This is a genomic window from Mesorhizobium sp. M5C.F.Cr.IN.023.01.1.1, assembly GCF_003997585.1.
Lineage (GTDB): Bacteria > Pseudomonadota > Alphaproteobacteria > Rhizobiales > Rhizobiaceae > Mesorhizobium > Mesorhizobium wenxiniae.
This window is the reverse complement of record NZ_RZSU01000024.1, coordinates 14,335-33,803: the sequence shown is the minus strand read 5'-3', so window position 1 is coordinate 33,803 and position 19,469 is coordinate 14,335. Positions and strand designations below refer to the sequence as shown.

The 19,469-nt window shown below is 62.2% G+C and carries 20 protein-coding genes; 4 read left to right on the top strand and 16 right to left on the bottom strand.

The genetic code is table 11. The features are described from left to right. The first annotated feature begins 57 nt into the window (after window positions 1-57). The 4 genes from EOA78_RS12530 (at window position 58) to EOA78_RS12515 (ending at window position 3,289) form a co-directional block, all read left to right on the top strand. Complete coding sequence (locus EOA78_RS12530; RefSeq protein WP_245477484.1) at window positions 58-1,479, top strand: PAS domain-containing sensor histidine kinase; 1,422 nt, start codon at window positions 58-60, stop codon at window positions 1,477-1,479. Further along, a complete protein-coding gene (gene fixJ, locus EOA78_RS12525) occupies window positions 1,476-2,090 on the top strand; it encodes a response regulator FixJ (protein WP_127315382.1) in 615 nt (204 codons plus the stop codon). Before EOA78_RS12530 ends, fixJ begins: the two co-directional genes overlap by 4 nt. Before the next feature lie 126 nt (window positions 2,091-2,216). After that, complete coding sequence (locus tag EOA78_RS12520; protein WP_127315381.1) at window positions 2,217-2,570, top strand: hypothetical protein; 354 nt, start codon at window positions 2,217-2,219, stop codon at window positions 2,568-2,570. An 80-nt stretch (window positions 2,571-2,650) separates the two neighbouring features. Further along, window positions 2,651-3,289 (top strand): helix-turn-helix domain-containing protein, encoded by a 639-nt coding sequence (locus tag EOA78_RS12515; RefSeq protein ID WP_127315380.1) that lies wholly within the window; start codon window positions 2,651-2,653, stop codon window positions 3,287-3,289. Between the two features lie 230 nt (window positions 3,290-3,519). Here EOA78_RS12515 and EOA78_RS12510 read toward each other — a convergent pair whose 3' ends face one another. From EOA78_RS12510 to EOA78_RS12435, 16 genes are all read right to left on the bottom strand, one after another. Beyond that, window positions 3,520-4,764, bottom strand: coding sequence for an ATP-binding protein (locus EOA78_RS12510; RefSeq protein ID WP_127315379.1), 1,245 nt, complete (start codon window positions 4,762-4,764; stop codon window positions 3,520-3,522). A gap of 3 nt (window positions 4,765-4,767) precedes the next feature. Further along, window positions 4,768-5,469 carry a response regulator gene (locus tag EOA78_RS12505; RefSeq protein WP_127315378.1) on the bottom strand — a complete coding sequence of 234 codons (702 nt, stop codon included), beginning with the start codon at window positions 5,467-5,469 and terminating at the stop codon, window positions 4,768-4,770. A gap of 41 nt (window positions 5,470-5,510) precedes the next feature. Then, window positions 5,511-6,089, bottom strand: a complete 579-nt coding sequence (locus tag EOA78_RS12500; RefSeq protein ID WP_127315377.1) for a Spy/CpxP family protein refolding chaperone — start codon at window positions 6,087-6,089, stop codon at window positions 5,511-5,513. Window positions 6,090-6,441: 352 nt separating this feature from the next. Then, complete coding sequence (locus EOA78_RS12495) at window positions 6,442-7,659, bottom strand: HlyD family efflux transporter periplasmic adaptor subunit (protein ID WP_127315376.1); 1,218 nt, start codon at window positions 7,657-7,659, stop codon at window positions 6,442-6,444. Between the two features lie 3 nt (window positions 7,660-7,662). After that, entirely contained in the window at window positions 7,663-10,026 is a 2,364-nt protein-coding gene (locus tag EOA78_RS12490) for an ABC transporter permease (RefSeq protein ID WP_127315375.1), read from the bottom strand. A 5-nt stretch (window positions 10,027-10,031) separates the two neighbouring features. After that, window positions 10,032-10,739 (bottom strand): ABC transporter ATP-binding protein, encoded by a 708-nt coding sequence (locus tag EOA78_RS12485; RefSeq protein ID WP_127315426.1) that lies wholly within the window; start codon window positions 10,737-10,739, stop codon window positions 10,032-10,034. A gap of 5 nt (window positions 10,740-10,744) precedes the next feature. Then, window positions 10,745-11,218, bottom strand: coding sequence for a hypothetical protein (locus tag EOA78_RS12480; protein ID WP_127315374.1), 474 nt, complete (start codon window positions 11,216-11,218; stop codon window positions 10,745-10,747). 9 nt (window positions 11,219-11,227) lie between these two features. Next, on the bottom strand, window positions 11,228-11,899 hold the full coding sequence (locus EOA78_RS12475) for an isoprenylcysteine carboxylmethyltransferase family protein (RefSeq protein ID WP_127315373.1): 672 nt from the start codon (window positions 11,897-11,899) through the stop codon (window positions 11,228-11,230). Beyond that, entirely contained in the window at window positions 11,896-12,249 is a 354-nt protein-coding gene (locus tag EOA78_RS12470) for a DUF2933 domain-containing protein (protein WP_348628474.1), read from the bottom strand. The genes EOA78_RS12475 and EOA78_RS12470 overlap by 4 nt, the downstream gene beginning before the upstream one ends. Beyond that, window positions 12,250-12,726, bottom strand: a complete 477-nt coding sequence (locus EOA78_RS12465) for a hypothetical protein (RefSeq protein WP_127315372.1) — start codon at window positions 12,724-12,726, stop codon at window positions 12,250-12,252. Window positions 12,727-12,794: 68 nt separating this feature from the next. Continuing rightward, window positions 12,795-13,073 carry a hypothetical protein gene (locus EOA78_RS12460; protein ID WP_127315371.1) on the bottom strand — a complete coding sequence of 93 codons (279 nt, stop codon included), beginning with the start codon at window positions 13,071-13,073 and terminating at the stop codon, window positions 12,795-12,797. Further along, window positions 13,070-13,579: a hypothetical protein gene (locus EOA78_RS12455; protein ID WP_127315370.1), complete on the bottom strand. Its 510-nt coding sequence runs from the start codon at window positions 13,577-13,579 to the stop codon at window positions 13,070-13,072. Before EOA78_RS12455 ends, EOA78_RS12460 begins: the two co-directional genes overlap by 4 nt. Window positions 13,580-13,763: 184 nt before the next feature. Beyond that, window positions 13,764-14,051 (bottom strand): MFS transporter, encoded by a 288-nt coding sequence (locus tag EOA78_RS12450; protein ID WP_127315369.1) that lies wholly within the window; start codon window positions 14,049-14,051, stop codon window positions 13,764-13,766. Next, window positions 14,048-16,483 (bottom strand): heavy metal translocating P-type ATPase, encoded by a 2,436-nt coding sequence (locus EOA78_RS12445; RefSeq protein WP_127315368.1) that lies wholly within the window; start codon window positions 16,481-16,483, stop codon window positions 14,048-14,050. The genes EOA78_RS12450 and EOA78_RS12445 overlap by 4 nt, the downstream gene beginning before the upstream one ends. Before the next feature lie 14 nt (window positions 16,484-16,497). Continuing rightward, complete coding sequence (locus tag EOA78_RS12440) at window positions 16,498-16,902, bottom strand: acetate/propionate family kinase (protein ID WP_127315367.1); 405 nt, start codon at window positions 16,900-16,902, stop codon at window positions 16,498-16,500. A gap of 4 nt (window positions 16,903-16,906) precedes the next feature. Next, window positions 16,907-19,306, bottom strand: coding sequence for a phosphoketolase family protein (locus EOA78_RS12435; protein WP_127315366.1), 2,400 nt, complete (start codon window positions 19,304-19,306; stop codon window positions 16,907-16,909). Window positions 19,307-19,469: the final 163 nt, after the last annotated feature.

The following is a 19,469-nucleotide window of genomic DNA, read 5'->3' as shown; positions in this document are numbered from 1 at the left end:
AGAAGCACGAGGCTATTGGCGGTTCTGTTCGCGAGAGATCGCCGCACCGCACGTTACATGATTGCGGCGGCGGCAGTGCTGCTCACATTGGCCATTCAATACCTTCTTCAAAAATATTGGGCCGTTCCCACTCTGTTCATCGTGTTCGCTCCGTCGATCATGCTGGCGTCCATAGTAGGCGGCCTCGGCCCCGGCGTGCTCAGCGTGGCCGTTTCGCTCGCGAGCGCCTACGTTCTTGTAAATCTCTCGCCTCGCTCCGCCGACGAATGGCTCGGACTTGGCATTTTCGCCGCCGTTGGATTGACGATAGTTTGGTTGGGAGAGGTGCTCCGTTCGGCTTACGGCGAGATGGCAGAAACGGAGAGAGAGCTGCGCCTGAGGGAGGCTCATCTCACCTCTGTTCTCGATACGGTGCCAGACGCAACCGTGGTCATCGACCGCCAGGGTACGGTCATCTCCTTCAATGCGGCGGCTGTCCGACAGTTTGGGTACAGCGAGGACGAAGCCGTCGGCCGCAACGTGCGCATGCTGATGCCTGATCCTTATCGGCGCGAACATGACGATTACATCAACCGCTACCTCAAAACGGGAGAAAGACGCATAATTGGCGTGGACCGCGTTGTGGTGGGCTCGCGAAAGGACGGATCAACTTTTCCTATGAAGCTCACCGTTGGGGAGATGCGGTCTGGGAACAGCCTCTACTTTACTGGGTTCATCCGCGACCTCACCGAACGGGAAGAGTCCGAGGCGAGGCTTCAGGAGGTGCAGTCGGAGTTGGCTCGTCTGGCACGTCTCAACGAGCTTGGAGAAATGGCCTCTACGCTTGCCCACGAACTCAACCAGCCGCTCTCGACAATTGCGAACTACTCGCAAGGCAGCGTGCGCATGCTGCGCGACGCCCCCGATGCGGTTGCCGCGCGCCTTCGCGAGGCATTGGGAGAGATCGCCGCGCAGTCACTACGCGCCGGCCAGATTATCCGGCACCTGCGCGAGTTCGTAATGCGTGGCGAAACCGAGCAGGCGCCGGAGGACCTCCGTAAGCTCGTCGAGGAGGCAGGTGCTCTAGCGCTTGTCGGCTCGCGCGAACAAGGGGTTCGAGTCGTTTTTCAGTTTAACGAAGGTGCCGATTTCGTACTGACGGATCGCGTGCAGATCCAACAGGTACTGACCAATCTTATACGCAACGCGGTCGAGGCGATGCGCGCGGGCGAACGACGCGAACTTACGGTGCGCACCTATCCGGAAGGCGCATTCGCGGTTGTCGAGGTGTCGGACACAGGCCCCGGGATCGCCGATGAGATCGCCGAACAGATCTTCAAACCCTTCGTGACGACAAAGGCCGGTGGGATGGGCATCGGGCTCTCCATTTCAAGGCGCATCATCGAGGCACATGGCGGCAAGATCTCAGTCGCCCGCAATGAGAACGGCGGCGCTACCTTCCGTTTCACATTGCCCGCATACAAGGGATTCAAACAATGACCACGGGTGACTACGTCGTCCACATTGTCGACGACGAAGAACCGGTAAGGAAGTCGCTGGCGTTCCTGCTAACGGTCGAAGGTTTCGCTGTGAGGCTGCATGAGTCGGCGAGTGCATTTCTGAAGGCTGCGCCGGACATCCAGAAAGGTTGTTTGGTGACCGACCTGCGCATGCCCGATATCGATGGCGTGGAGCTGCTTCGCAGGCTGCGTCGCGATGGCATTCGAATTCCTGCGATCGTCATTACCGGCCACGGCGACGTGCCGATGGCTGTCGCTGCCATGAAGGCGGGCGCGCTCGATTTCATTGAGAAACCCTTCGAGGATCAGGTCCTGATCGACAGCATAAGGCGCGCCGCGGGGGAGCTCGAAAAGGCGACTGCGAGTGACGTCCCGCTTATTGCCAAAAGATTGGCAACTTTGACCGAACGCGAGCGGCAAGTGCTCTCCGGTATCGCCGCCGGACTGCCCAACAAGACAATAGGCTACGATCTGGACATCTCTCCAAGGACGGTTGAGGTGCATCGGGCGAACATTATGTCCAAGATGGAAGCCAAGAATCTTGCCGAGCTGGTCAGAATGGCGATTGCTACCGGCGTTCTGGACCTTTGATCCACAGAACCGGTCTTCAGTTAAATTGATCTGCAGCAAGGCGGCGGGGGGCCAGCAGCAGTAGCTTTGTGTCCGATGACGTCGCTGCCTTTTCTCATGTGTGACAGCGAAGGACGGACGTGAGAAGTGACAAGAAAAGTGATTGTAATTGCCTTCGACGACGCATTGCGGCGGTCGATCGCCTTTCTGCTGGAGGCGGAGGGATTTGAGGTTTCGTCGCACCAAACCCTGCATCAAGCCTTAGAAACTGCCAAATCGCGCCGGCGATGCGCAATCATCGACGAGGATGTTCTCTCGAGCGGACAGGAAGTCTGGAATAAGCTTCGCATGTTAGCCGACTGCGTCGTGGTGCTTTTGAGCAAAGGGGCGGAATTCCCACCAGAGGTCCCCGTCCACTATGTGGAAAAACCCCTCCTCGGCCGAAACCTTGTTCAGGCTGTGGAAACCACCATCCTCCGGCTTTCCAGTTTTGCTACGTAGCAACACGTAGGGATGTAACCCAATTTCGCGCGTGCGCGAACCAGTCAATGATGTTCCCGACACACCATGAGGGAACCGCCATGTCTGCTTCCGCCGCTTTGCACCACCTGACATCCGAGGTACCGGGGAGCCCCGCGGCGTGGCAGCTTGCTCTCGGCCGGCCCCCGCTGCTGTTCAAGCCGGGCGAGGAAATCTACGCCCAAGGCGAGAAGGCCGAGAAACTCTATCAAGTCGAGTTTGGAGCGGTGCGCGTTTATCGGCTCCTTGCCGATGGCCGCAGGCAGATCTCGTCGTTTCACCTTCCTGGCGAAGTCTTTGGTTTTGAAGTCGATGTCGTACATCACTTCTTTGCGGACGCAATTGGCACCACCGGGCTACGCGCGAGACGCCGCGCAGGCGGCAGCGACATCACCAGTGAGATCATGGATCATGCATTGCAGTGCCTAGTGCGCACGCAGGAGCACCTCTTGGTTGTTGGACGTCAGAACGCCGTTGAACGGATCGCAGCATTCCTACTTGACATGGCAGAGCGCCAAGGTGGTCTGGAGCAATTCGACTTACCTATGTCGCGCACCGACATCGGTGACTATTTGGGCCTCACGATCGAGACTGTTTCACGTGTATTTTCTAAGTTCCGGACGCAAGGAATAATTGAGCTCGCCAGCGTAAGGACGTTGAAGATACTAAAGCGAGAAACTCTTCAGGTTCTATCCGAGTAATAGCCTGCTACCGGTTTTTCGGACATAGCTCGTTCCTCAAACTCGGCGAGGCTCTCAAAAGCCATGTCTAATTGAGGACCACTTCAATGCGGGCAGACCACCGTAGCGCAGCGAGGCGCGCAGCACCCACTCGACCAGCGAACGACGTGGCAATTGCGACGCCTTGAATTTCGTCAGATCAATGCACAGACATTCATAGCCACAACGAGCAGGCTTCTGCTCAAACGATATCAAGATATTGCCGGAAACGTGACGACGAAGCAGGCGCCGCCGCCGGATGGTGACTCATGGTGCACGGTTGCGCCATGATGCAAGGCGATCTGGCGCACCAACGACAGGCCGAGGCCCCAGCCGCCGGCCGTCTCGCTGCGGCCTTGTGGCCGGAAGAACGGTTCGAAAACGCGTTCGCCGGTTCCTTCCGGCAGGTCCGGCCCGTGATCGCGCACCTTGAGCACCACCGAGCCGCCTTCGGTCCCCACATGCGCGCTGACCGGCGGACCGCCATGCCTCTGTGCGTTCTGCATGAGATTGCGAACCAGCCGCGTAAGCAGTGTCGGGTCGCCCGACACCATGCCGGGTTCGCCTGAGACGTCGACGCCGGAGCGCGCGCCTTCCTCGGCCACGAGCGCCAGCAGATCCACCGGCTCCACCTGTTCCAGCTTCTCGATATGGTCGAGCCGGCTGGCAAGCAGGATTTCCTCCACCAGCGCGTCGAGCTCGGCGAGGTCGCGCACGATCTCGTCGCGCACCGGGCCGCCTTGTCCGTCTGCGTCGAGGTCGATCGCCATACGCAGGCGCGCAAGCGGCGAACGCAACTCGTGGCTGGCATTGGCAAGCAGCGAGCGATGCGCGGCAAGCAGCCGCTCGATCTGCTCGGCGGCGCGGTTGAAGCTCGCCGCCACCGCCGCCACCTCGTCGCTGCCGCGCACAGCAATGCGCGTGTCGAGAGCGCCTTCACCCCAGCGATCCACCCCCTGGCGCAACGCTTCAAGGCGGCGTGTAAGGTGGCGCACCACCGGAAAGGCGGCAAGCCCAATCACCGCGGCGATCAGCGCGAGATAGCCAAGGGGGTTGCGACCTGCCGGGCCGAACGGCATTCTCGGTCGCGCCGCGACAACCCTTCCGTCCGGCAGCCGGCTGACCAGCAAATGATACCCGCCGGGATGCATCCTGCGGTGAAATCCGATCTCGTGCTCGGGGATCGGCCGGCCGGCCGACGCAAGCAGAAGTCCCTGCGGGCCGTAGACCGAGATGTCGGCATCGACGGCCGCGGAGAGCCGCTGGACCGTCGCCTGTAGCAAGGCCGGGTCGGCGCCCTCCGGCAGCATCGCCGCGATGAAGGCGTCGCGCCGGCCGCTCCAGCCGAGATGTTCGCGTTCCTGGCCCATGCGCACGAAGACCGCGCTGGCGATCGCCACGACCGCGAGGCTGGCCAGCACGGTGAAATAGATCTTGACGAAAAGACTGTTGCGCATGGCCTATTTGTCACGGTCTTCGAAACGGGCAAAGACATAGCCTGCGCCGCGCACCGTGATGATGCGGCGAGGATGTTTCGGATCGGTCTCGATCGCGGCGCGGATGCGCGAGACATGCACGTCGATCGACCGGTCGAACGCTTCCAGCTCCTCGCCCTTGACCATGTTCATGAGCTGGTCGCGCGACAGTGTGCGCCCAGCATTTTCGGCAAGCGCTGCCAGCAGGTCGAACTGGTAGCTGGTCATCGGACAATCGCGCCCATCGACGCGGACCGAACGCGACGCGGAGTCTATCTCCAGCCGCCCGAAGCGCAAAATGCGAGGGGAGGCATTCGAGCCGGCGTTGCGGCGGCGCAGAACTGCCTTCAGTCGCGCCAGCAACTCGCGAGGATTGAACGGCTTCGGCAGATAGTCATCGGCGCCGATCTCCAGCCCCACGATGCGGTCGGTCTCGTCGCCTCGCGCCGTCAGCATCAGCACCGGCACATCAGACGTCGCACGAATGCGCTTGAGCGCGTCGAAGCCGTCCATGTCCGGCAGCATGACGTCGAGGATCACTGCATCGGGCGATAGCCGCGCGATTTCGGCAATGCCCGCGCCCGCTGTCGCCGCCGCTTGGACGCGAAAGCCGTTGCCCACCAGATATTCGGCGAGCATGGCGGACAGGCGAATATCGTCGTCGACGATGAGAATCTGGTCCGCCATGCGCGTTTATTTGCCTCGATTCGACTGTCCCGATCCGGAGCTTACCAGCGGCGATGCCAGCCGCGATCCTCGAAATGCTCGAGCATTTCCGCGCGTTGGTCGGCCGTCAGCACCTCGGCGGCGTCGAGCAGGGCGGTCGTCAGCTTGCGCGAGGCCTCGTCGACCGCCGTGACGCGTTCTGCGCGCAGCTTCTCTGCCGCCGCGCGGTCGACGGTTGCGGCGCCAAGCAGCTTGGCGACATCGTCTCGTGTGTCGCGAAAGCCGCGCATGATCGGGCGGACATCGTCATGAAGTTTGTCCATGATCGCCTCCAGCTTCTCTTCCTGCTCGGGTGTGGCGTCAATCTCCTCGAGCATGCGCTCGAAGTGGTGCCCGCCGAAACCCGGGCCACCAAACCCCATGCCGTGGCGGAAATTGGCCTGCATGTGCATGCCGGGCCCGCCGTCGTCCCAGCCCATGCCGAAGCGCTGCATGCGCTCGTAGTCCTGGCTGAGCGCGCCGGCGATCCCGACGCCAGCAAGCGTCGCTATCGCAATGCCGCCTATGGCAATGCGCTTGCCCCAGCTCTTCCTCTGCTGGTTGCCGGAGAGGCCGGCCGGTTCCGGATGGTTCGTTTCCATGATGCTGGTCCTTTCGCTAAGGCGGCGACTCTGCCGCGACTGGGCCAGACTAGGAGCGCAACGTTTCGGCCGTTGTGGGCGAATGTAAAGTTGTGTGAAGCCAACAAGGCGCTATTTGCGGCGGGAAGCGGGAGTGCTGGGTAAGGTTCTCCAACCTTCCGAAGTCCGGCGTCTCCAGCTTGATCTATCCCCTCCACGGGCACTACCGGCCGTTCGCGCACCGATCAGGCGTAGCTGGTCGGGTTGCACAGCCTGATCGGGTGCGGCTGAGATTGGTTGTCAGCTTTAGCTTGAGCGGCTTTTGAGGCAGCCGTCTAGAAGCGGCGGGCCTGCAGGCGGGCTGATTAGCCAGCTAGCGATTTACGCGCTCTTGAACTCTCGCTCCGTCCACTATTCGGTCGCTCGGGTGCAGCACGACCCGATCGCCTTCGAATAGACCAGACGCGACCTGCGCTACTCGATCGTTGCGCTGGCCGATTTTGATGACTGTCGTGCGGACGCCTCCGTCCTTGACAAGGAACACGGCCCAGTCGTCACCCTGTCGAAACAGCGCTGCCACGGGCACGGTGAGCGCGTTGTCGTCACGCCAGTTCGTCACATGCACAATCACACGATAGTCGTGTCCGAGCCGTGCCCAGGTTTCAGGAGGATCGACAAAGTCGATCTCCGTGTGGACCCGCTGCTCCTCTATGCCAAGCGCAGAGACCTTAAGGAAGCCAGCAGGGTCGATGCGTGTCACCTTGCCCTGGATCGTCGGCCCGCCCCAGCCGTCGATGAGGACCGATGCGCCGGCCTTTATCTGTACGGCGTCAGTCGAGAGAAGGTCCGCCACAACCTGCAGGTCGAGCGGATCTCCGATCTCGACGAGCGGCGCTCCCGCCTGCACCATGCCCTCGCTCTCCTGAACGATCTTCAGGATGCGACCGCTCACCGGGGCACGAAGCTGGATACAGCAGGCCGGATCGGCCTGATAGGACGCGTTAGCGGGCTGGCCGAGACGCGCCTCGATCATCGCCTTTTCATTGCTCCGAACTTCAACCTGCGCCTTCGTGCTAGCCAGCGCGGCTTCGTTGGCGTCGACGTCGAACCTCGCCTTGTCGAGAACGTTCTGCGATATCGCCCCGGTCTTGGCGAGCTTCTCGGCCCGCTCGAGCCCTGTGCGCGAAAATGCAAGCGCCGCCTCGAGGCGTTTCACTTCCGCTGCAGCGAATGTCACAGCCGCCTCGGCTGCGCCGAGAGATGCCAGCAACTCCTCATGTGTGCGGACGTCATGAAAGCCAGGCGTGGTCGGCTGCATCACCGCCACGACGGTATCGTCCTGCGTGACCTGGTCACCGACATGACGTGGCGGCGAGATTCTGAGTACCTTTCCGGCGACGGGCGCCGACACCGTGTAGACGTGGCTTACGCGTGTCTTCGCTTCGTCGTCGACCGTGACTTCCATCACGCTCCTGGCAACCGTGGCGATATCCACCGGGATGGGCTGCGGCCAGGCAAACCAGACTACCGCTGCTGCCAGCAAGCCGAGGCCGACAGCACTTGCGGTTCGCTTCATCCAGGGTGTTCGCATCTTTCAATCCCTCGTCTTGAGAACGGCGACCAGGTCCAGGCGACCAACTCGCCTGCCCACGACGAGGGCCGAGAGTATGGCCGCGGCAATCACGATCGCGCTGGCGAAAACATAGGTGGAGGGCTCGACGATCAGGCGAATACGCATTAACTCGCCGGCCAGGTTGGTCTTCATGAACCAGGCAAGACCGTAGCCCATTGCCCAGCCGGGCGGCTGCGCAACCAGCGTCAGCAGGCCGAGTTCGAAAAGCAGGATGCGTCGAACCTCGCCGCGGGTAAAGCCGAGCACCCGCAGGCTGGCCAGCTCGCGGGCCCGCTCGGACAGCGCCACGCGCGCGCTGTTATAGACCACGCCGAAAGCGATGACGGCCGCAAGTCCCGTGTAGATGCCGGACATCGTGGTGACGAGCAGGGCTACGACCTCGCGGAAATTGGCGAGGGAGGCGGTCTGCAAGGCCAAGCCACTGACGACCGGCATGGCCTTGACGGAGGTGTAGAACGCATCCTGCATGCCCCGGTCCAGCGTGACGTTGACGCCATCCGCCGCCGGGGCCTCGCGCAGAAGTGCCGCCAGCGCTTGCTGATCCATCATGCCGCGGATGCCCAGATAGTCCTCGACCAGCGTGGCGACGGGGAGCGAAACCGTCCGCCGGGCGCCATCGAGCAGGTCGATCTCGACCACGTCGCCAACTCGTACGTCGAGAACTTGGGCGAGCATGCTCGAAATGGCGAGACCCGATTGCGGAAGCAACACCGGCTGCAGGTTCGTATCGATGATACGGTTGAGGTCGGCGTCGCGAGGCCGGGCGCGGATCGTGATCCGGCGCTCGAGATGACCACTGCGAATGCGGACCGGGACCTCCCGATAGGGTTCGGCGGCCAGCACACCTGGCAATCTTGCGATCTGGAAGGCAACGTCCTGCGGACGCTTTTCCAGGAAGCTGACCGTTCCCTCCTGGCGGTCCGCCAGGAAGTAGGTGACGTCGATCAACTGCTCCATGGATCCGCCGGTAAAGAGCGACACGATCAATATTGCTGTCGCCAGCGCCATGCCGAGAGCAGTGAAAACCGAGCGGATCGGATGCCTGCCAACGTTTCGGAGCATCATTCGCGTCGGCTGCGAAACGAGCCCCGCCAAACCGAAGCCCACGGGCAGCATGCGGCGAAAGCTCGGTGGCGCGGGCGGCTGCATGGCGACCGCCGGGGCCAGGGCGACGACCTCGCGCAAGGCGCGCAACGCACCGATTGTAGCAGCGAGCAGGCTCAGCGCGGCCGCAACGACGTAGAGATCCGGCGTCTTGACGAAAAGGAGGAAGGGAAATCGGAAGAAGTCGCTGAACATGTTGGTGACATACGCGCCGAGCCACGTGCCGACCACGCCGCCGATGGCGATGCCCAACGCCGTGATAATGCCGACGAACTTGAGGTAGTGCAGGACGATGCTCGCATTCGAATAACCAATGGCCTTCAGGAGCCCGATCTGCTCGCGTTCGAGCGAGACAAGACGGCTGAGCGTCAGATTTACCAGGAATGCCGAAACCAGCAGGAAGATCGGCGGCAGAGTGCGGCTCATGTTGTCGAGCATGTCGAGCTCGTGATCGAGCCAGGCGTGCGATGTCTGATCCTTGCGCCCGTAGGCGGCACGCCCACCATAACGGTCAAGCAGGGCGTCGAGGCGCGTCATCGTCTCGCGTTCCGGCGTTCCCGGAAGCAGTTGCAGCGATACGGAGGAAAACGCGTCTTCGAGATCGTAAACGCTGGCCAGAGTGCGTTCGGACATCCAGATGACACCGAAACGGCGGCCATCCGGAATTATGTCGCCCGGCCCGACGGCATAGATATATTCAGGACAGAGCGCGATCCCGACGACCGTCAAGTCGCGCTTGCGGCCGTTGAGGACCGCTGCGAAGCGCGATCCCGGTGTGAGGCGATGTGCCTCCGCGAAACTCTCATTGACCACCACTTCTTCCTGCCGGCCGGGTTCCGGCGTGCGGCCAGCCCGCATGTAGAGGCGGTTGAGCACTGGCTCGCCGATTTCGGGCAGCGAGATGACCATGCTGGTGACCGGTTCAATCAGGCCCGGCATGTCGAGGAGGGCAAATGTTGTTATGCGCGTATCGACCGCCGCCACACCCGGAATCTCGGCGATCCGATCGACAAGTGCGTTGGGCGCGCGCCGCGCCGTTGCGAACACGTCGCCGAAACGATAGCGCTCGTAATAGGCGGTCCTTGTCTCCTCGAGTGAGCGGTAGGAGCCGACTGCGAGCAGAACGGTCGCCACTCCGCCGCCGACGACGAGTGCAATCGCGAGCGCCTGCGCCCAGAGACGGCGAAGATCGCGAAGCAGCTTGACATCGAGCGCGCGCATCTACATCACCACTGCAATTCGGCGACGGCACGTCGGGCTTCTTTTGTTTCGACCTTGGAGATCTGCCCGTCGCTGAAAAACATGACGCGGTTCGCGACTTCCTGGATGACGGCGTTGTGCGTGATGATCAAAGTGGTTGTGCCGAGTTGTGCGTTGATGCTCATCAACGCCTCGATCACCCGGATACCCGTCTTTGAGTCCAGTGCCCCGGTCGGTTCATCGCAGAGCAGCACGTCCGGGCGCTTTGCAATGGCGCGCGCGATGGCAACGCGTTGCTGTTCTCCGCCCGATAACTGTGCCGGGAAATGATGCATTCGCGGCTCGAGTCCCACCAGCGCCAGAGCTTCCTCCGGCGTCATCGGATGGTCGGAGATCTCGGTTATCAAAGCGACGTTCTCGTACGCCGTCAGGCTGGGGATCAGATTGTAGAACTGGAACACGAAGCCGACGTGTTGGCGCCGGTAGGCAGTCAGGCCCCGGTCGTCGAGGTTAGTCAGTTCCTGTTCCCTGAAAAACAACTGGCCGCTGGTGGGGTGATCGAGCCCGCCGATGATATTGAGGAGCGTCGATTTCCCGCTCCCGGAAGGCCCGAGCAGCACGACCACCTCCCCGGCGGGAATGTCGAGGTCGACGCCACGAAGGGCTCGCACCTCCGTCTCGCCCGAGACGTAGGTCTTGGTCAGGGCTCTCGCGGTGAACACGCTGTCGAGCATGATCGTCATGGTCGACCCGCACCTTTTGCAGATCCCACGAGTGCAGTTTTCCGCTCGACCCAGAACAGGGCAATACTGCTTGCCCAAAGCAGGGCAATGGCCAGCAGCACCCACCTGAAATCGGAGGCGATAACAAAGTTGACGATCGCCATCCATCCGATCGAGGCAGCGCCGGCGACCGTCGCGCCCAAGCCCGCCACACCGTCATGTTGCCGAAACGATGTTGCTGCAATCGTGACAGTCAACAAGCCGGCAGCGGTCGCATATCCCCCCAGAACGCGAAAAACGTGCAACAGCCAGATTGCCATGCCCGGTTGTTCGGCCTGGAGTTGCTCCAGCGACAGGCCGATGAAGCGCATGTCCTCGGGCAATAGCGGCGGACGCAGCACCAGGAAGAACATCCCGATGCCGATCAGCGCTACTCCGAAGGCGGCGAGCAGGATCGAGGAGAGCGGCCAGGACGCCCGATCAGGTTGCATGACCACCTCTCACCTGTCGCCGTGGCGGGGAACTGAGCCGGCACCCGTTAGCCGATCCCAACGCGGAATAAATCCTGGCACCTCTTCCATATATGATCGGTAGGCATGGCCGAACGTGGCCAGTGCCTCCCGCTCTTCGATGCGCGCCAGCTTTATGTACATGGCGACCAGTACCGAGAACATCGCCAGTGTCAGCAGGGTCGGCCACTGAACCAGGAACCCGAGCAGGACCAGAACGAAGCCGACATATTGCGGATGGCGGACGTAGCTGTACGGCCCGGTTGCCAGGGTGCGGCGCTGTTGAGCGTCGTAGAGTACGCGCCAAGCCGCGGCGATCACCCAGAAGCCGCCGCCGATCAGGACGAAGCTCAGGACATGGAACGGTCCGAAATGGGGGTTCGTCTCCCAACCAAACATCATCTCGAGAAGATGTCCGGCATCATGCGAGAACCATTCTACCCCCGGATAGCGCGATTGCAGCCAGCCGGACAGGAAGTAGATGGTGAGTGGAAAACCGTACATCTCGGTGAACAGCGCAACCAGGAATGCGCTGAACGCTCCAAATGAGCGCCAGTCGCGCGGCGTCTCCGGCTTGAAGAAGCTGTAGGCGAACAGGATGAAGACGACCGAATTGATGATCACCAGACCCCATAATCCATAGTCTGTCATCCCGGTGCTCATGATGGGCTCCTGTCGGAGGGTTCGCGGTGGCTTCCGTGCCCGCCATGCCCGCCGTGCATGAACATGTGCAGAAACGCGCAGGCGAACGGTAGCAGCCAGAAGAGAGCTCCGAGCAGGTGCGCTCGATGTTCGGTGAACAGGAGGAAGCCTCCGATTGCCAGGAATCCGAGCAAGACAAGCCCCGTTCGCGAGGCCAGGAAGGTTCCTTGCGGTTCGTTCTGATGGTCTTCGCGATGATGGACGGACATAGGAACACTCCTTTCGATGATCAGCCAGCCGGAGGATGCCGCAAGCGCCTCGGCGTACAGTTCGTATCCGTCAGCGAGATCGGCGATCTCGCTGATCAGCATTCAGAGAAATGGCTGAGGAGGTCGTAAGTCCGCATCGGGGTCAGTCGGGAACATGACCGCTTGCTGCGGAATGGCATGAACAGACGTGCCTGCCGCAGGATGGACGTTGGACGCTGCGACAGGTTGAGCCAGCGAGCATCCGATACAACTTGCACCGGAGCAAGCCGTACTTTGCCCATAGGCGGCATCTTCGCAGCACCAGCCGCCCTCTCGAGCCGCAACGATGTTCGAGGCGAACGCAAAAGACGAAGGAGATAGCTTGGGCGACGCCTCGACAGGTTGCTCAACGAGGAGCGTCGACAAGGCGATGCCCGGCGTCGCGAAACTCAAGCCGGTCCCGAGGTGCCGCCCGTCGGCCTGGGCACCCGAGGCCGACAGCATCAGGAAAAGCGCGATGCCAAGCGTTACGGCAATACCGGATGCCCTTTGCGGGCGTCGGCATCTTTGCGGCCAGAGTCTCCAAAACAGCGCGAGCACGGGACGTATTCCAGTCGTTCACATTTTGCCACTATCGCCTATTCGCAGGCGCAACTCTTTGACGCAGGTCAATGGCTGCCGCTGCCGCTGCCGCTTGTCGCTGCCGCAGTGCCATTGGCGTCGATGCCAGCAGCCAGCAGACGCGGCCCAAGGCGGAGACTTGCGGCCGCAGCGGCAAGGATGAGCCCGCCAAGAAGCAGAAATCCTACTTCCGGCGCGGTGCCGGCCGCATACAGAACCCCGCCGGCTGCTGAACCCACCGTTTGCCCGAGGCTCGCCGCCGCTGCCTGGCGCCCGAGTTCCGCGCCTTGAGCGCCGGCGGAAACAAGTGAGGTCCAGTAGGTCAAGGTGTGGCGCCCGCCGCGACTGTGCCGATTGCAACCAATTGTGCAGCGAAGGTTTCGGCATAGGGGACGAGGAACAGTCCCGTCGCCATGATCACGAGGGTGGGCGTAATCAGCTTCGCGGTCCACGAAGGCGCTACAAGCGGCGAGAAAACTAGGCCTTGGACGGCGAACATGACCAGACTGCATTCGGCGAACATGATGCCCACCTGGTAGGGCGTCATGCCGAGGGAGCGCCCCCGAAGCGCGAGCACGACCTCGAATGCGGCGACGCCCGCAGCGACAAGACCCGCTAGGAAGAGGAGCAACGTGGCGGCACGGCGCCGAACGGTCTCATTCTTGTCGGACGGCTGTGCGGGAAATTCGGAGCTCCGTTCGAGCGTGACAAGGCCGACTGCGCCTAAAAGCGTCAGGCCGGCCGAGATCAGAAACGGCAGCGCGCTGAGTTGCGCCGTCGACGTGTTGCTCGAAACCGTGCTGCCCCACTGGAGCACGATGCCGCCAAGCATTGGTCCGACAAAAAAACCCGGCGATGCCCGCCATACCCAGCCAGGCGAAACGCTGGGCGCGCCACCCATCGGAAACAGCCCTGTCAGCCACAAATGCCTGCGCTGTGGGCAAGATCGCTGCAGCGAAGGCGCCGTTCAGGAACCGCCCCGTGTAGAGCCATCCAATGCTCGGGGGCGAATGCGGTCACAGCCAGAGTTGCACCGAAGCCGACGAGGCCAACGATCGTCTGCCTCGGCGATCCGACCAGCGGCCCCAGAGCGGTGCGGACAGCAGGGGCGCCCCGGCGTAGATCGCGGTCAAGGCTCCGCTATGCCAGCCTATGCTGCTGAAAGATGCTGACGGGAGAAAGCTCTCCAGGAGGAGCGGCAGCACGGGCAGCACCACTCCATATCCCACGGCAGCGGCAAAAACGGCAAGCAGCAGTGCTACGGTTGCGCGACGGTTCGTTCCCGTTGCACCGCTTTCGTTCATGCCGCAGACGACTCCATTTCGCGGGCATCGACGGCCGACATCGGCGCCACCCCTGGTGTCTTGATGCCTTCGAGCCGCGTCCGCTTCAGAAGCAGCGCATTCACCGCGACAAGCGCGGAACTGCCGGACATCGCCAACGCAGCCACCTCAGGGCTGATCACCAAAGGGTAGAACACCCCGGCACCCATCGGGAATGCCACGACATTGTACGCCACTGCCCAGAACAGGTTTTGGTGCATCTTCCGCAGCGTGGCGCGCGACAGTTCGATCGCTCCGACGACGTCGTAAGGATCGCTCTTCATCAGCACGACGTCGGCGCTCTCCATGGCCACGTCCGTCCCGGCGCCGATGGCGAAGCCGACATCGGCCTGGGTGAGGGCGGGCGCATCGTTGACGCCGTCGCCAACCATGCCGACCCGTTTGCCCTGCTCCTGCAGTTCCTTGACCTTCGCGGCCTTCTGCCCCGGCAGCACATCGGCGAGGACGATGTCAATGCCCAACTCGGCGGCGATACGCTTCGCCGTCCCTTCGTTGTCGCCGGTCAGCATCGCAACCTGCACGCCGCGCTCGCGCAGTTTGGCCACGGTCGCCCTTGCGCTCGGGCGCGACGCGTCGGCTATGGCGATGAGACCCAGGACCCGCCCTCCGCGCGCGACGTGCACAACGGTGCGTCCGGCGCCCTTGAGGCGATCCGCCTCCTTGGCGAGGACACCGAGATCAATTTTCTCCTCATCCATGAGCCGGCGGTTGCCGAGGAACACCGCCTCGCCTCCGATCTCGGCCCGGGCTCCCTTTCCCTCCAGGTTGAGAAAGGCCCGCATCTGCGGAACGTCGAGACCGGCGCTGCGTTCGACGATCGCCACGGCGAGCGGATGATCGGACCCGCGCTCTACCGCCGAGGCCGCTCGGAGCACATCGTCCGGTGACCGCCCCTCGGCCGCCAAGACATCCACCACCCGCGGCTGGCCCATCGTCAACGTGCCGGTCTTGTCGAAGACGATCACGTCGAGCTTGGTGGCGTCCTCCAGTGCCCCCGCGTTCTTGAACAGGATCCCATTCATTGCGCCGAGGCCGGTACCGACCATGACGGCCATCGGTGTCGCCAGCCCGAGGGCGTCGGGGCAGGCTATCACGAACACCGTTATGGTCAGGGTCAGTGCAAAGAGCAGAGGCGAGCCGAGCCACCAGAACCATACAGCGAAGGTCGCGAAGCCGATGACGATCGCGATCAGAACCAGCCACTGAGAGGCGCGGTCCGCCAGGAGCTGAGCAGGCGCCTTGGAATTTTGCGCCTCCTGCACCAGCTTGACGATCTGCGCGAGCGCCGTATCGGCGCCGACCTTGGTCGCCCGGTATCTGAAGCTGCCGCTCTTGTTGATGGTCGCGCCGATGACCTGGTCGCCCGGCGCCTTCTTCACCGGCATCGACTCGCCCGTGAGCATGGATTCGTCGACAAGCGATTCGCCGTCGAGGACCTCGCCGTCGACTGGGATCTTGTTGCCGGGCCGAATGACGATCGTCTCGTTCACCTGGACGTCCGCCGTTGGAACCTCGATCTCCTTGCCCTCCCTCAGCACGGTCGCCTTCGGCGGGGCGAGATCCAGAAGTGCGCGGATGGCGGCCGATGCGCCAGCTCGCGCGCGCATTTCGAGCCAATGGCCGAGCAGGATGAAGACCAGCAGCACCGCCACGGCTTCGTAGAACTGCACGCCGGGGAAGAAAAACGTCGAGCCGACGCTGAACACGTAGCCGGTGCCGACAGAGAGCACGACGAGCACCGCCATGTTCAGCACGCCGTTCCTGAGCGCCCGCCATGCGGCAACGAAGAAGGGCCAGCTCGGATACAGGATCGCGGCGCTGGCCAGCAAAAACAGCCACAGTTCCAGGTCCAGACCGAAAGGCGGCGTGGGCGGAGTAAACATTCCACCCATCGGTGAATAGATGAAAATCGGCACCGTGAACGCGAGCGCAATCCAGAACCGGTTGCGCATATCGCGCACCAAGGCCTGCATGTCGCCAGAGCCGTGACCCATCTCATGCGCCATCTCATCATGCGCGGACGCGGCAACCGGCTTTCCCTGCGGCGCGTGATGAGCGTGAGCCGCCGTCGCGCCCCCTTGAGGTTTCGGGGCTCTCGCGTGCTCGTGGCGGGCAGCCGGCGCCTTGGGATTTGCGGGTTGCACAGTCGTGGAATCCGGCTCGCACATGTGACGGGGCACGACTTCACCGCGACAATGGAAGCCGCATTCGAGGACGGCGTCACGGATGGATTCGACGTTGGTGCGACCCTCATCATAGGTCACAGTCGCCGTGCCCGAAACGAAGTTCACATTGGCGTTCCTTATGCCTGGGAGTTGCCGTAGCTTCCTTTCGACAGCAAGTGGGTCAAGGACACTGGCAATTCCGCCGACGTCTACTGTGGTGGTCTGCAACGTCTCAATCCCTCTCAAAGAATGCGCTGGCTATTGCGCTGGGTTGCGTTCATTTCGTTGTCTCGGAATGGCTTCGCGCGGAGTGCCTCGAGTGTTGGCGGGTTGAGGATCGTCGCGGCAGTGAAATCGCGTCCGCCGTGAACGATCCGGTGACCGACCGCGCTGACGGATTGAAGCAGACCGCACCTGTCAAGCTCGGTAAGGATGAGTTCCAGTGCTTCTTCGGTGCCAATCGGGCGATCTGCGAAATCCGTCTGCGTCGTCTGTTCGTCCTCGGCACTGGAAACACTCATTCGCGGTTTGCGCTGCAGTGACGTAAGGCTGCCACGCATCAACACGGCTAACTCCGCAAGCCGCTCGAACACAACGAACTTTAGGCCCGATGAGCCGGCGTTCAGGACGAGAATTGCGTCGGCCATGGCGTCATCCACCCGCCGCCGCGTCCCACTTCCAATCACGGATCTCCGGCATGTCCTGCCCGTGAGCACGCACGTAATCGTGATGCTCGATCAGCTTGGCTTCCATCAACCCTCTCAGGCCGATCCCGGCGGACTGCGCCTTTGGCGTGCGGTCAATGACGCTTTGCACCAGATGGAAGCGGTCGAGGCCGTTCAGCACGGTCATGTCGAATGGAGTGGTCGTCGTCCCTTCCTCGTTGAAGCCGCGGACATGGAGATTGACGTGATTTGTCCGGCGATAGGTCAGCCTGTGGATCGTCCACGGATAGCCGTGGTAGGCGAAGATCACTGGCTTGTCGGTCGTGAACAACGCGTCGAAGTCGTGATCGGAAAGCCCATGTGGATGTACGTCCTTAGGCTGCAGCGTCATCAGGTCGACGATGTTGACGACGCGGATGGCGAGGTCGGGAAGATGCTGCCGCAGGATGCTTACCGCAGCCAGGGTTTCGACCGTCGGGACGTCTCCGGCACAGGCCATCACGACGTCCGGCTCGCCTGTGTGGGAAGCCCAGTCCCAGATTCCGATACCGGCGTCACAATGCACCCTCGCGTCGGCCAGCGGCAGCCACTGCCAGGACGGCGCCTTTCCCGCGACGATGATGTTGATGCGATCCCACGTCCGGAGCACATGGTCGGCGACGCACAGCAGCGTGTTGGCGTCCGGCGGAAGATAGACCCGGACGATATCGGCCTTCTTGTTCAGCGCGACATCGATGAAGCCGGGATCCTGATGGCTGAAACCATTGTGGTCCTGCTGCCAGACATGGCTGGTCAGCAGATAGTTCAGCGAGGAGATCGGCCGCCGCCAGGAAATGTCGCGGCTGGCGTCCAGCCACTTCGCATGTTGGTTGAACATCGAATCGACGATGTGAATGAAGGCCTCGTAGCAGGAAAAAAGTCCGTGCCTTCCCGTGAGGAGATAGCCTTCGAGCCAGCCTTGGCAGGTGTGCTCGGAAAGGATTTCAAGCACGCGGCCATCGCGGCCGAGTTGGGTGTCTTCCGGCAGGATCGTCTCCATCCAGGCGCGCTGGGTAACCTCGAAAACATCCTGTAGGCGGTTCGACGCCGTCTCGTCGGGCCCGACGATGCGGAAGTTGCGATCTGCCGCGCTTGCCTGCATCACTTCGCGCAGGAACTTCCCCATTACTCTGGTGGCTTCGGCTTTTGCCGCGCCAGGCTTGGGGACGTCGACCGCATGCGACTTCATGTCGGGGATTTCGAGAGATTTGCGCAAAGATCCGCCATTGGCATGGGGGTTGGCGCTCATGCGCCGTGCTCCACTTGGCGCCGTTGCACGAATCTCGGCGACCGGCGCGCCGGCGGCGTCGAACAATTCCTCCGGCCGATAGCTTCGCAGCCACTCTTCGAGCAGCTTTAGATGGTCCGGATCGTCGGCGAGGCCCGCCAGGGGAACCTGGTGCGAGCGCCAGAATCCTTCCGTCTTCAGGCCGTCGACCTCCTTGGGCCCGGTCCATCCTTTCGGACTCCTCAGGATGACCATCGGCCAGACCGGACGCCCCGCGTCGCGGGCCTGACCGCTGCGCGCGGACTGCTGGATCGCCCGGATACGCTCCATTGCCGTGTCCAGAACCGCGGCCATCCGTTCATGCATCGCCGCCGGGTCATCGCCTTCGACGAACAACGGCTCGTAGCCGTAGCCGACGAAAAGCGAGCGCAACTCGTCCTCAGGAATACGCGCGAGGATGGTCGGATTGGCGATCTTGTAGCCGTTGAGGTGGACGATCGGCAGCACGGCGCCGTCGTGCTCGGGGTTCAGGAACTTGTTGGAATGCCAGGCGGCCGCAAGCGGTCCGGTCTCCGCTTCGCCATCGCCCACGACGCAGGCAACGACGAGGTCCGGATTGTCGAACGCAGCGCCGAACGCATGCGAGAGCGCGTATCCGAGTTCGCCGCCTTCGTTGATGGAGCCGGGCACTTCGGGAGCGGCATGGCTCGGTATGCCGCCAGGAAAGGAAAACTGCCGGAAGAGCTTCCGCATTCCGGGCTCGTCGAGCGAGATGTCGGGATTCAGTTCGCTGTAGGTCCCCTCGAGATAGGTGTTCGCCACCATCGCCGGTCCGCCATGGCCGGGCCCGCAAATATAGACCACGTTCGCATCCTGCAGCCGTATGATGCGGTTGAGGTGCGCATAGATGAAGTTCAGCCCCGGCGAAGTCCCCCAGTGGCCGAGCAGGCGCGGCTTGACGTGCTCGATGCGCAACGGCTCCCGCAGCAGCGGATTGTCGAGCAGATAAATCTGCCCAACCGTCAGATAATTCGCCGCGCGCCAGTAAGTATCAATCTGTATCAACTCTTGTTTGGAATGCTTGTCGGGTTTTCTTTCTGATTTGATGCGCGTGTTCATTTTCCAGGGGACCCTTGTCGTTAGCGAATTTGTCGGTAGTGGCCTTTGTTCATACTTGCACCGCCAAGAAATGAGATCGATACACTTATGATTTGTCCTCGGTCGCGGAATACGGCTTCGCGATCTTAAAAAGGACGGGTGCAAGAATGTGATCACGACCGCG